Here is a 12,704-nt window from a genome sequence, read left to right on the forward strand (position 1 = left end):
AGTCGGGACCTAAGCCGAGGCTGAAAAGCGTAGGCGATGGACAACAGGTTGATATTCCTGTACCACCAAAATCCGTTTGAACGATGGGGGGACGCAGGAGGATAGGGTAAGCGCGCTGCTGGATTAGCGCGTCCAAGCAGTTAGGCTGTCAGCGAGGAAAATCCCGTTGACGTGAAGGCTGAGCTGTGATGGCGAGGGAAATATAGTACCGAAGTTCCTGATTCCACACTGCCAAGAAAAGCCTCTAGTGAGGATTAGGTGCCCGTACCGCAAACCGACACAGGTAGGCGAGGAGAGAATCCTAAGGTGAGCGAGAGAACTCTCGTTAAGGAACTCGGCAAAATGACCCCGTAACTTCGGGAGAAGGGGTGCTTTTTAGGGTGAATAGCCCTGAAAAGCCGCAGTGAATAGGCCCAGGCGACTGTTTAGCAAAAACACAGGTCTCTGCGAAGCCGCAAGGCGAAGTATAGGGGCTGACGCCTGCCCGGTGCTGGAAGGTTAAGAGGAGAGGTTAGCGTAAGCGAAGCTTTGAATTGAAGCCCCAGTAAACGGCGGCCGTAACTATAACGGTCCTAAGGTAGCGAAATTCCTTGTCGGGTAAGTTCCGACCCGCACGAAAGGCGTAACGATCTGGGCACTGTCTCAACGAGAGACTCGGTGAAATTATAGTACCTGTGAAGATGCAGGTTACCCGCGACAGGACGGAAAGACCCCGTGGAGCTTTACTGTAGCCTGATATTGAATTTTGGTACAGCTTGTACAGGATAGGTAGGAGCCTGAGAAGCCGGAGCGCCAGCTTCGGTGGAGGCGTCGGTGGGATACTACCCTGGCTGTATTGACATTCTAACCCGCACCCCTGATCGGGGTGGGAGACAGTGTCAGGTGGGCAGTTTGACTGGGGCGGTCGCCTCCTAAAAAGTAACGGAGGCGCCCAAAGGTTCCCTCAGAATGGTTGGAAATCATTCGTAGAGTGTAAAGGCACAAGGGAGCTTGACTGCGAGACCTACAAGTCGAGCAGGGACGAAAGTCGGGCTTAGTGATCCGGTGGTTCCGCATGGAAGGGCCATCGCTCAACGGATAAAAGCTACCCCGGGGATAACAGGCTTATCTCCCCCAAGAGTCCACATCGACGGGGAGGTTTGGCACCTCGATGTCGGCTCATCGCATCCTGGGGCTGTAGTCGGTCCCAAGGGTTGGGCTGTTCGCCCATTAAAGCGGTACGCGAGCTGGGTTCAGAACGTCGTGAGACAGTTCGGTCCCTATCCGTCGTGGGCGTAGGAAATTTGAGAGGAGCTGTCCTTAGTACGAGAGGACCGGGATGGACGCACCGCTGGTGTACCAGTTGTTCTGCCAAGAGCATCGCTGGGTAGCTATGTGCGGAAGGGATAAGTGCTGAAAGCATCTAAGCATGAAGCCCCCTCGAGATGAGATTTCCCATAGCGTTAAGCTAGTAAGACCCCTGAAAGATGATCAGGTTGATAGGTTTGGGGTGGAAGCGTGGTGACACGTGGAGCTGACAAATACTAATCGGTCGAGGACTTAACCTAATATTGATTACTTATTTTTTCTTCAGCATTATCTAGTTTTGAGGGAACAATTCCTCAAACCAAATAGTTTGGTGACGATAGCGAGAAGGTTACACCCGTTCCCATCCCGAACACGGAAGTTAAGCTTCTCAGCGCCGATGGTAGTTGGGGCCTTGCCCCTGTGAGAGTAGGACGTCGCCAAGCAAGGGAGTATCCAATCGGGTACTCTTTTTTTGTCTTTGTGTAATTACACATAATAAACGCTGAATAATGTTTTAGATTATGTAAAGTGATTAGAAGTATATATTAAAAGCACAAAGCTTCTTCATCCTATATAAAAAAGAGCATCTAAATCAGGTGCCCTTTTTTGTTAGGAAAAAATCTCTGGTGTAGTAATTTTTTTTAGTTTTTTTAAGTAATATTTATACTTTGGGTCGTTCGTATCAGTGGTAATAATATCCTTTTCGCAATCCATACAAATAAATGATGTGTATAAATGGATGCCCTTTCTCTTTTGTTCCTCACAAATCACACATTTTTCTCCCATTTGCTCTCTTGCTAATGAATCCAATACACTCACCTCCATATCAGTATCCTGCCCAGATTATCTTAGTTGTATACAAAATTAGGAAAATTCTTTCACGTAGATTAACTGATTAATATTGTATGTAAACTGTATCAATTGTTTGTATGTCTTATTGAATCTTTTCAAACCAAACTTGATAAAATGCTCAAACACTGAGAATTAACCTGATTGAACTTCCACTTTAGAAGCTCTGTATGGTTTGGTACAATAAATAGGAAATGCAGGATTTAAGTCTATAAAATGCATAATATACTAAGTATTAAATATTTATAGTTGAGAGTATGGTGAAAAATGGACCAATCAAAAACTCCTTTATATGATCAACTCATTCTACATAATGAAAACCATCCTATTTCCCTTCATGTTCCGGGACATAAATATGGTGCCGTTTTTTCTGAGTCTAAAAAGTCCTATTTTCGTGAACTACTAAAATTAGATGCTACTGAACTAGCAGGACTTGATGATCTCCATTCTCCAGAAGGAGTCATTTTGGAGGCAGAGAATCTGCTTTCCCATTTATATCGTGTAGAAAAAAGTTATTTTTTAGTGAATGGTTCAACAGTTGGAAATTTGGCCATGATTATGGCAGCGTTAAAAGAAAATGATACGGTCCTTGTCCAACGGAATTGTCATAAATCGATTTTGAATGGGATTGAATTATCCGGTGCAAGAGCAGTATTTCTCGGCCCTGATTTTCATCAGGGCTGGGGTGTTTCAGGTGGAGTATCAGTAGAAATCATGAAAAAGGGATTGGAGTCCTATCCTGATACCAAAGCCGTCATCCTAACCTATCCAAACTATTATGGTATGGTAAATGAATTGGGGGAAATTATCAGGCTTGCCCATAAAAGGGATATTCCCGTGCTGGTAGATGAAGCACACGGAGCCCATTTTATCAGCGGCGGCAGCTTTCCAAAGTCAGCGGTACAGCTGGGAGCTGATATTGTCGTGCAATCCGCCCATAAAACACTCCCTGCCATGACAATGGGGTCTTTCCTTCATGTTAATAGCAAAAGGATTGCAATCGATTTACTTGAAAAATATCTTCATATCCTCCAGTCAAGCAGCCCATCCTATCCCATTATGGCTTCTCTCGATCTTGCTAGGAGCTACTTAGGAACCTATTCAACTGAAGACCATTGTTATCTCATCGAGCAGGTCCGTACATTTAAAGAGAGCCTAAAGCAACTAGACGGGATCAAGGTTTTGGAATATGATGGCGAGGGTGACCTATTAAAAGTTACACTGCAAACGGCTAGTCAATTCAACGGTTTTGAATTACAGACGTCTTTCGAGCAGGAAGGAATTTATACGGAGCTGGCCGATCCATACAATGTATTGCTTGTATTACCACTATTAAAAGATGGCAATTATTTTCCCTTTCAACCAATCGTGGACGGTATAAAGCGTTCATTGAAGGATGTACGAGATACCAATAGAGAGGAAAACGTGGTAGACTATACTCCGGTTATCTCCACACCTGTAATATCGAATAAGGAAATGGAGCATTTTGAGGTTAGAAGGGTATCTATCGATGATGCGGTCGGAGAAATTTGCGCAGAAAAAATTATTCCGTATCCTCCAGGAATTCCGTTAATATTTCCTGGTGAGATCATTACCAAAAGAATGGTTGACCAAATAGAAACATTAGTTGGCTTGGGGGCGAGATTCCAGGGCACAAAACATATATACGATCGTTACATTACAATTTTTACAAAGAAGTAGTCAAAGGTTGGAGGATTATGGTGAAAAAAGGTGTATTTATTACAATAGAGGGTCCTGAGGGAGCCGGCAAAACGACAATCATAGAATTGCTAATGGAAAAGTTGAATTCAGAAGGATACCCAGCTATAAGTACAAGAGAGCCCGGGGGTATCGAAATTGCGGAAAAAATCAGGAGTGTCATTTTAGATAAAGAAAATAAAGCAATGGATGCGAGAACGGAGGCGCTCCTTTATGCCGCTGCTCGGAGACAGCATCTTGTCGAAAGGGTATTACCCGCTATCAACAATGGGTATATTGTGATATGTGATCGGTTTATTGACAGTTCTCTTGCCTATCAGGGCTATGCTAGAGGCTTAGGAATTGATGAAGTATATGCCATTAACCAATTTGCGATTGAAGAGATGATGCCGGACGTAACCCTTTATTTTGATATTGATCCAAAGATCGGTTTGGAGCGGATTAATCAGGATAAGGGAAGGGAGATTAACCGCCTTGACCTTGAGAGTTTTGAATTTCATCGTAAAGTTCGCGAGGGCTATCATTTATTATGCAAGAGATTTCCAAACCGAATTATTGAAATAGATGCCTCTCAGTCGATCGAGGCTGTATATGAACACGTAGCAAACGAGGTATTACGTGTTATATAATAGACTTTAGATTCTATTAATATTTATATGTTAGTGAGTGATCGCTTTGGCAAAAACGTGGCAAGAGCTTGAAGAAATTCAACCAGTTGTATTAAAAATGATTAAAAATAGTATAGAAAAAAAGCGGCTTGCCCATGCCTATTTATTTGAAGGCATGAAAGGGACAGGAAAACGGGAAACAGGAATTCTATTGGCAAAGAGTCTATTTTGTATGTCACCAATTGAGGGAGTCATCCCCTGTGAGGAATGCAATAATTGTAAAAGAATTAATCATGGCAACCATCCTGACATTCATATTGTGGAGCCTGACGGGCTGTCTATTAAAAAACAACAGATTCAGCAGCTGCAAGAGGAGTTCTCAAAAACGGGTGTCGAATCAAAGCAAAAATTATATATGATTATTCATGCTGATCGGATGACCGTAAATGCAGCTAATAGTTTATTGAAATTTTTAGAAGAGCCCTATCAACAGACCTACGCTATTTTAATGACTGAGCAGGTTCAAAGAATGCTGCCAACCATTCTATCCCGTTGTCAAACCTTATCTTTTAGACCGTTATCGAGTGAACATATGATCCACAAGTTGGTGGAGCTAGGTGTGAAAGAGCACCGGGCGCCCATACTATCCCAGCTAACGAATAATTTGGATGAAGCTTTAGAACTAAACAATGATGAATGGTTTGCACAAGCACAAAAGATAGTGGTAAAATTATATGAAGTGCTTAGGAAGAATTCCCTTGAAGCAATGGTGTATCTTCAAGAGGAATGGTTCTTGCATTTTAAGGATAAAGAACAAATTGATCGTGGATTAGATCTTTTACTTCTTATTTTTAAGGATTTACTATATATACAATTTGGGAAGCAGGGGCAGACTGTTTTTGTGAGTGAGGCGAACAAACTAGAGCAGTTTGCCTTACAAACTTCAGGACGGCGTCTGGCGGATCAAATGTCAATCATATTGGAGGCAAAGAAAAAGCTGCAGGCAAATATGAATCCACAGTTATTAATGGAGGAGCTTGTGCTTAGATTGCAGGAGGGATCGTCAGTTGTATGAGGTAGTTGGCGTACGCTTTAAAAAAGCGGGTAAAATATATTATTTTGATCCCGGCGATCTGCCAATTCTAAAGAATAATTTCGTTATCGTTGAGACTGTAAGGGGCGTTGAGTATGGACAGGTAGTCATTGGCCCTAAACAAGTGGATGAGAATGATGTTGTTCTTCCTTTAAAAAAGGTACTGAGAATTGCGGATCAAAAGGATCGTTTGATAGTTGAGGAAAATCGGGCGGCTGCAAAAGAAGCATATGACGTTTGCAATGAAAAAGTATCAATCCATCAACTGGATATGAAGCTGGTTGATGTTGAATATACCTTTGATCGTAATAAAATCATTTTTTATTTTACAGCCGATGGCAGGGTAGACTTCCGTGAACTTGTAAAGGATTTAGCAGCTATCTTCCGGACGAGAATTGAGCTTCGTCAAATCGGTGTCAGGGATGAAGCAAAGATGCTGGGTGGGATTGGCCCATGCGGCAGGATGCTTTGCTGCTCTACTTTTTTAGGTGATTTTGAACCTGTTTCTATTAAAATGGCAAAAGATCAAAATCTATCGCTAAATCCAACGAAAATCTCCGGATTATGTGGAAGACTGATGTGCTGTTTAAAATATGAAAATGATGAATACGAATCTGCAAAGGAATTACTGCCTGATCTTGGACAATGGATTGAAACACCGGCAGGATCAGGAAAAGTAGTGGGTCTTAACATCCTTGAAAAAGTGCTTCAAGTCGAAATTCCAAAGCTTGAGCGCGTGTTAGAATATACGTTGGATGAAGTTATTAAAGAAGGTGCTGTACCGGTACAATCCACAGACTGATGAGGTGGAACCAGTGGATAAAAAAGAAATATTTGATTCAGTAAGTAATATGGAAAAGCAAATTGGACATTTGTACCAACAGCTTGGTGAGTTAAAGCAGCACTTAGCGGAAGTCCTCGAAGAAAATAACTCTTTGAAGCTGGAAAACGAACATATTAGACGCCGCCTGGAAGAAATTTCAGAAAATGCGAAGTCAATTAAGAGCAATAAAAGGGACGAGAAAAAGACTGAGTCCACTGATCATGGAGTTGTGGATATTGGAGAAGGATACGATAACCTTGCCCGTCTTTATCAGGAGGGATTTCATATTTGTAATCTCCAATTTGGAAGTCCTCGGACAGAGGGAGATTGTATCTTCTGCTTATCCTTTTTAAATAAAAAATAATGGACAGCCTTCCTAGCTTTTTGGGAAGGCTATTTTTTAAGAGTATATAAGGGGGATTCACTTTTGGTTGAATTGATTGGGGATGAAAGACTTGATTATTTACTGGCTGAAAAAATGAAAATCATTCAAAGTCCTTCTGTATTTTCCTTTTCGCTTGATGCTGTTTTGCTGGCAAAATTCACATATGTTCCCATTCAAAAGGGAAAATTGCTTGATTTATGCAGCGGTAATGGAGTGATCCCTTTATTTTTAAGTTTGAGATCAAAGGGCACAATTACAGGGGTGGAAATCCAGGAGCGCCTCTACAATATGGCCGTTCGCAGTATTGAATATAATGGACTTAGTGATAGATTACATATGATTCATGGTGACATCAAGGAAATGCCAAAACAGCTGGGATATGGTAAGTTTGATGTTGTGACCTGTAATCCACCATATTTTATTACTCCCTCACAAGAGGAGATCAATGAAAATGAGCATTTAGCCATTGCCCGCCATGAAATCCTGTGCACATTGGAGGATGCTGTTTATGCTGCAAGCCAGCTTGTCAGACAAGGGGGAAAGGTTTCCTTTGTTCACCGGTCAGGGCGTCTGATTGATATTATTACGCTTATGAGAAAATATAAACTAGAACCAAAGCGGCTTCAATTTGTTTACCCAAAGGCTGGAAAGGAAGCTAATACGTTATTAATTGAAGCGATTAAGAATGGCAAACCGGATCTCAAGATCTTACCTCCGTTAATTGTTTATCAGGATGATAACGAATATACATCTGAGATGAGGAAGATTCTATATGGAGAATGAGGAACATTATTTTTATGTACTGTCCTGTAAGGACGGCAGCCTTTATGCTGGCTATACAAATGATTTAAAGCGAAGAGTAAAACTCCATAATGAGGGAAAGGGAGCAAAATATACAAGAGGCAGAGGACCATTAAAGCTGATTCATTTCAAACACTTTTTGACGAAAAGCGAAGCATTAAAGGCTGAATATGCTTTTAAACAATTGGATCGCAAGAAGAAACTACAATATATGATAAAAGAGGGTACTTATGTGGCAGCAAAAGAGCTTTGATCAAGAGGATACGAAGGGAATCTTATATCTTGTCCCAACGCCGATCGGTAATTTGGAGGACATGAGCTATCGGGCAATCAGGATATTAAAAGAAGCGGACTATATCGCTGCTGAGGATACACGTAATTCAAAAAAGCTATGTCATTACTTTGAGATTGATACTCCGCTTATGAGCTATCACGAGCATAACAAAGAGACTGGCGGACGGAAAATTATCAATTTACTTAAGGAAGGTTCAAAGGTTGCTCTTATCAGCGATGCTGGTTTACCTACTATATCTGACCCAGGCTATGAGTTAGTGGTTGAAGCAGTGCAAGAGCAGCTGACAGTTGTTCCGCTTCCGGGGGCAAATGCTGCTTTGACAGCATTAATTGCATCAGGACTTTCAACGAAATCGTTTTACTTTTTTGGCTTTCTAGACCGACAAAAAAAGGAAAAGCGTAAGCAGCTCGACCAATTGCTGCATATACCGGCAACGATCATCCTTTATGAAGCACCGCATCGTTTAAAGGAAACGCTTGGCTTAATTCAGGAAGTGCTGGGAAATCGAAAAATGGCCATCTGCCGTGAGCTGACAAAAAGATATGAGGAATTTATTCGCGGGACAGTCTCAGAAATAATGGAATGGGCAGCAAAGGAAGAGATTCGTGGGGAGTTTTGTTTAATTCTTGAAGCGGGGGAACCGGCAGCTGATCAAGAAACAACACTCTGGTGGGAGGAACTGTCTGTTGAGGAGCATGTACGCCATTATATGGAAGTAAAAGAATTAAGCTCAAAAGAAGCCATTAAGCAGACAGCAAAAGATCGAAATATGAATAAACGCGATGTATACCATATGTATCATATCGGGGAAGAATAAAAGGAAATCAACTACTCCGTTTAATATACAAAAAAAGGCTTCTCGTATTGAGAAGCTTTTTCAATGAAGAGTATTATTTATTAACCAGGTCAAAGTTTTCCTGGATTTCCTTAATTAGCTTTTCAGCGCCTTCACGGCTTAAGATCAGCTTACCTCCGGCTAATTGCAGATTGTCGTCTGATACTTCACCAGTAATTTGACAAGTCATATTTGGTTTATACTTTTTAAGGATGATGCGGTCATCATCAACATAAATTTCTAATGCATCCTTTTCTGCAATACCAAGTGTACGTCTTAATTCTATAGGAATGACTACGCGTCCAAGTTCATCAACTTTACGAACAATACCTGTAGATTTCATTATTCTCTCTCCACTCCAATCTAGTAATTTATTTATCTATTTTTTGTTTTTTCGTCAAAATTCGACAATTCTATTGCTTTTTCATCATAGCAACTATTCCAAAAAACGTCAATTACTTTATTTCCCTATAATATTGTAATTTTTTCCATTGGTAATTTGGCTTTTGTTAGGTTTGATTATAACAATTCTAATATTATTTTACAAAAAATAACTGCTATAATTCCACTACCAATTTATACCGTAAATAACTTTTAATTATTGTTATCTGTTTGTAAAAGAAGAAGGTTAGTTTAGCGGCTTGGTGTCAATACTTTTAAAATATATATGTATTCATTCTGAAAATATTTTGCGGGTGCCGATTAAAGAGATATAATGAAAGATGGTATATTTGACAGAGCAGATAGCAAAGGAGGCAAAAAGAATGGGAGAACAGAGAAAAACCTTTTATCTAACAACTCCTATCTATTATCCAAGTGGAAATCTACATATAGGGCATGCATATACAACAGTTGCCGGTGATGCGATGGCAAGGTATAAGCGCCTGCGTGGTTATGATGTTATGTATTTGACAGGAACCGATGAGCATGGCCAAAAAATACAGCAAAAGGCACAAGAAAAAGGAATCACTCCACAGCAGTATGTGGATGAGATTGTATCAGGGATAAAGGATCTTTGGAGAAAACTGGATATTTCTTATGATGATTTTATCCGGACGACAGAAGAGCGTCATACGAAAGTAGTTGCTGATATCTTTGAAAAACTTTTAGCACAAGGCGATATTTATTTAGGGGAATATGAAGGCTCCTATTGTACACCTTGTGAATCCTATTTTACAGAAAGGCAATTAACGGAAGAAGGAAATTGCCCTGACTGCGGCAGACCTGTCCAAAAGGTAAAGGAAGAGTCTTATTTCTTTAAAGTAAGTAAATATGCAGACCGTCTGCTAGCATACTATGAAGAAAACCCTGAGTTTATTCAGCCGGAGTCACGAAAAAATGAAATGATTAATAACTTTATTAAGCCTGGCCTAGAGGATTTGGCTGTATCGCGGACTACGTTTGATTGGGGAATTAAAATCCCAAGTAATCCAAAGCATGTTATTTATGTATGGATCGATGCGCTGACAAATTATATTACGGCACTTGGTTATGGTTCAAAGGATGAAACGAAATATAACAAATATTGGCCGGCAGATGTTCATTTAGTAGGGAAGGAAATTGTCCGTTTCCATACGATCTATTGGCCAATTATGTTAATGGCGTTAGATCTTCCACTACCGAAAAAGGTGTTTGCTCATGGATGGCTGTTAATGAAAGACGGCAAAATGTCGAAGTCAAAGGGAAATGTTGTTGATCCGGTTACTTTAATTGACCGGTACGGACTTGATGCATTACGCTACTATCTATTAAGAGAAGTACCTTTTGGAGCAGATGGTGTGTTTACTCCTGAAGGCTTTGTAGAGCGTTTGAATTTTGACCTTGCAAACGATTTAGGAAACCTTCTCAATCGTACAGTAGCGATGATCAATAAGTATTTTGATGGTGTCATTCCAGCGTACAATGGCTCCACAGGTAATTATGAGAATGCACTCTTTGAGTCAAATCAAGCAACTGTTGCGAAATATGAAGAAGCAATGGAAAAAATGGAATTCTCCGTGGCCTTGACTGCTATTTGGCAATTAGTCAGCCGTACGAATAAATATATTGATGAAACACAGCCTTGGCAGCTGGCAAAGGTTGAAGAGAATCAGTCCAAGCTTGCAGATGTTATGGTCCATCTAGCTGAGTCATTGAGAAGAATAGCTATTATGCTGCAGCCGTTCTTAACAGAAGCACCAAAACAAATTTTTGCCCAACTTGGCATGAATAATGAAGGATTTACAACGTGGGATAGTCTTGCTCAATTTGGCCAAATTGGAGAAGGCATCAAGGTTATGAAGGGTGATCCGATTTTCCCTCGTCTAGATATTGAAGAGGAAGTAAGCTACATCAAAATGAAAATGCAGGGAACAGAGACGAATGCAGAAGTAAAGAAAGAGGAAAAGGCAGAAGCTGTACCTGAAGTAGATGAGATCACGATTGATGACTTCATGAAGGTAGATCTGCGTGTTGCGGAAGTAATGGAAGCCGAACCTGTCAAAAAGGCTGATAAGCTATTGAAATTACAGCTGAACCTTGGCTATGAAACACGCCAGGTTGTTTCAGGGATTGCCCAATACTATAAACCGGAAGAACTCGTTGGTCAAAGAGTGATTTGTGTGACAAACCTAAAGCCGGTTAAGCTAAGAGGCGAATTATCGCAAGGAATGATTTTAGCCGGCAGCAAAGATGGAAAATTAGCGTTAGCTACCGTTCCACAAACCTTACCGCTCGGTTCAAAGGTGAAATAGAATATACGTACAAGCGGGGGCTGTTATCCCCCGCTGTTGTTTTTTTATCACGTATTAAGTAATGAAACTGTATCACTTGTAAACCTATGGTAATATTGTCGAAATTTGTTTCACGTGGAACATTATGTGTTGTACTTTTATATTGAAATTATCAATCAATTAATGAAGTTTTAATAAGGAATGATTATTGATTCTCCTTTATTTTTATATGAATAGAGATTGTCTATACAAGTTTCTTCTATTATATAGATACACATTTGATATAAATGTAATGAAAAATTAATAATACTCTTGGAAGGAGATTGTCATGCTTTTTGATACACATGTCCATTTAAATGCGGAGCAATTTGAAGAAGATCTGACGGAAGTAATTGAGAGGGCAAGGCAGGCTGGCGTGGAACGCATGCTAGTTGTCGGGTTTGACCGCCCAACGATTCAAAAGGCAATGGAACTGATTGAAGCTTATGATTTTTTATATGCAAGTGTCGGTTGGCACCCGGTTGATGCCATTGACATGACAGATGAAGATCTGTTATGGATTGAGGAATTATCAGCACATCCGAAAGTAGTCGCACTTGGTGAGATGGGTTTAGATTATCATTGGGATAAATCACCAAAGGATGTGCAACAGGAGGTCTTTAGAAGACAAATTCGTTTGGCGAAAAAGGTAAAGCTGCCAATTGTTATTCATAATCGTGAAGCAACTGCAGATATTATGACCATTTTGAAGGAAGAAGGTGCCGAAGAGGTCGGCGGCATTATGCACTGTTTCAGCGGAAGTGCTGAAACTGCAATGGAATGCATTAAATTGAATTTCCTTATTTCTCTTGGCGGACCGGTTACATTTAAAAATGCAAAAAAACCAAAAGAGGTTGCCAAGGAGGTTCCGCTTGATAAGCTTCTGATCGAAACAGACTGTCCGTATTTAGCACCACATCCATATAGGGGGAAACGAAATGAACCTGCTTATGTGCGGCTGGTAGCGGAACAAATAGCTGAATTGAAGGAAATTCCGGTAGATGAGGTTGAAAGAATCACAACTGAAAATGCAAAAAAAATATTCGACATAAACTGATGCGTTTTGCTGTCGATTCAGGTGAATATTTGTCCAATTTTTACTAATTTCTTTCTAGTTCTACACGTCTCCTTAGCTTCGTTGGATAACCGTGTCGATAACTCACGCTTTACTTTTTTAGCATGTACTCAGCATAATAGGAACTAACCTTGGGGAAAGTGGAGGGGTTGACAGCAGGTAGGATTGTTTATATAATCACTCG

Annotated in this window: 12 protein-coding genes and 2 rRNA genes (1 of these 14 cut by a window edge); 12 read left to right on the forward strand and 2 right to left on the reverse strand. The window is 40.6% G+C overall.

The genetic code is table 11. From position 1 onward, the window contains the following. Together R4Z09_RS00150 and rrf are read left to right on the forward strand one after the other, a co-directional pair. A 23S ribosomal RNA gene (locus R4Z09_RS00150) occupies window positions 1-1,547 on the forward strand (it extends 1,385 nt beyond the left edge of the window). Between the two features lie 67 nt (window positions 1,548-1,614). After that, window positions 1,615-1,730, forward strand: a 5S ribosomal RNA gene (gene rrf / locus R4Z09_RS00155). A gap of 166 nt (window positions 1,731-1,896) precedes the next feature. Here rrf and R4Z09_RS00160 read toward each other — a convergent pair. Continuing rightward, on the reverse strand, window positions 1,897-2,112 hold the full coding sequence (locus R4Z09_RS00160) for a sigma factor G inhibitor Gin (RefSeq protein ID WP_338450446.1): 216 nt from the start codon (window positions 2,110-2,112) through the stop codon (window positions 1,897-1,899). A 291-nt stretch (window positions 2,113-2,403) separates the two neighbouring features. On the opposite strand from R4Z09_RS00160, the gene R4Z09_RS00165 reads away from it, so the two are divergent. The 8 genes from R4Z09_RS00165 (at window position 2,404) to rsmI (ending at window position 8,677) form a co-directional block, all read left to right on the forward strand. Next, window positions 2,404-3,837 carry an aminotransferase class I/II-fold pyridoxal phosphate-dependent enzyme gene (locus R4Z09_RS00165; protein WP_338450447.1) on the forward strand — a complete coding sequence of 478 codons (1,434 nt, stop codon included), beginning with the start codon at window positions 2,404-2,406 and terminating at the stop codon, window positions 3,835-3,837. A gap of 20 nt (window positions 3,838-3,857) precedes the next feature. Beyond that, window positions 3,858-4,484 (forward strand): dTMP kinase, encoded by a 627-nt coding sequence (gene tmk, locus R4Z09_RS00170; protein WP_338450448.1) that lies wholly within the window; start codon window positions 3,858-3,860, stop codon window positions 4,482-4,484. Between the two features lie 46 nt (window positions 4,485-4,530). Then, the gene (gene holB, locus R4Z09_RS00175) at window positions 4,531-5,538 is read left to right on the forward strand and encodes a DNA polymerase III subunit delta' (protein ID WP_338450449.1); all 1,008 of its coding nucleotides are present in this window, start codon (window positions 4,531-4,533) and stop codon (window positions 5,536-5,538) included. Then, window positions 5,531-6,358 (forward strand): stage 0 sporulation family protein, encoded by an 828-nt coding sequence (locus R4Z09_RS00180; protein ID WP_338450450.1) that lies wholly within the window; start codon window positions 5,531-5,533, stop codon window positions 6,356-6,358. Before holB ends, R4Z09_RS00180 begins: the two co-directional genes overlap by 8 nt. 13 nt (window positions 6,359-6,371) lie before the next feature. Continuing rightward, the gene (gene yabA / locus R4Z09_RS00185; protein WP_338450451.1) at window positions 6,372-6,743 is read left to right on the forward strand and encodes a DNA replication initiation control protein YabA; all 372 of its coding nucleotides are present in this window, start codon (window positions 6,372-6,374) and stop codon (window positions 6,741-6,743) included. Between the two features lie 114 nt (window positions 6,744-6,857). Beyond that, window positions 6,858-7,547, forward strand: coding sequence for a tRNA1(Val) (adenine(37)-N6)-methyltransferase (locus R4Z09_RS00190; RefSeq protein ID WP_338453168.1), 690 nt, complete (start codon window positions 6,858-6,860; stop codon window positions 7,545-7,547). Then, a complete protein-coding gene (locus R4Z09_RS00195; RefSeq protein WP_338450452.1) occupies window positions 7,537-7,818 on the forward strand; it encodes a GIY-YIG nuclease family protein in 282 nt (93 codons plus the stop codon). The genes R4Z09_RS00190 and R4Z09_RS00195 overlap by 11 nt, the downstream gene beginning before the upstream one ends. Further along, the gene (rsmI, locus tag R4Z09_RS00200; protein WP_338450453.1) at window positions 7,796-8,677 is read left to right on the forward strand and encodes a 16S rRNA (cytidine(1402)-2'-O)-methyltransferase; all 882 of its coding nucleotides are present in this window, start codon (window positions 7,796-7,798) and stop codon (window positions 8,675-8,677) included. The genes R4Z09_RS00195 and rsmI overlap by 23 nt, the downstream gene beginning before the upstream one ends. Before the next feature lie 73 nt (window positions 8,678-8,750). Here rsmI and R4Z09_RS00205 read toward each other — a convergent pair whose 3' ends face one another. After that, a complete protein-coding gene (locus R4Z09_RS00205; RefSeq protein WP_338450454.1) occupies window positions 8,751-9,038 on the reverse strand; it encodes an AbrB/MazE/SpoVT family DNA-binding domain-containing protein in 288 nt (95 codons plus the stop codon). A gap of 379 nt (window positions 9,039-9,417) precedes the next feature. Here R4Z09_RS00205 and metG point away from each other — a divergent pair, with 379 nt between their 5' ends. Next, window positions 9,418-11,427, forward strand: coding sequence for a methionine--tRNA ligase (metG, locus tag R4Z09_RS00210; RefSeq protein ID WP_338450455.1), 2,010 nt, complete (start codon window positions 9,418-9,420; stop codon window positions 11,425-11,427). A gap of 307 nt (window positions 11,428-11,734) precedes the next feature. Then, window positions 11,735-12,502, forward strand: a complete 768-nt coding sequence (locus R4Z09_RS00215; protein WP_338450456.1) for a TatD family hydrolase — start codon at window positions 11,735-11,737, stop codon at window positions 12,500-12,502. The last annotated feature ends 202 nt before the right edge of the window (window positions 12,503-12,704 follow it).

Source organism: Niallia oryzisoli (assembly GCF_036670025.1).
Taxonomy (GTDB): domain Bacteria; phylum Bacillota; class Bacilli; order Bacillales; family Cytobacillaceae; genus Bacillus_BD; species Bacillus_BD oryzisoli.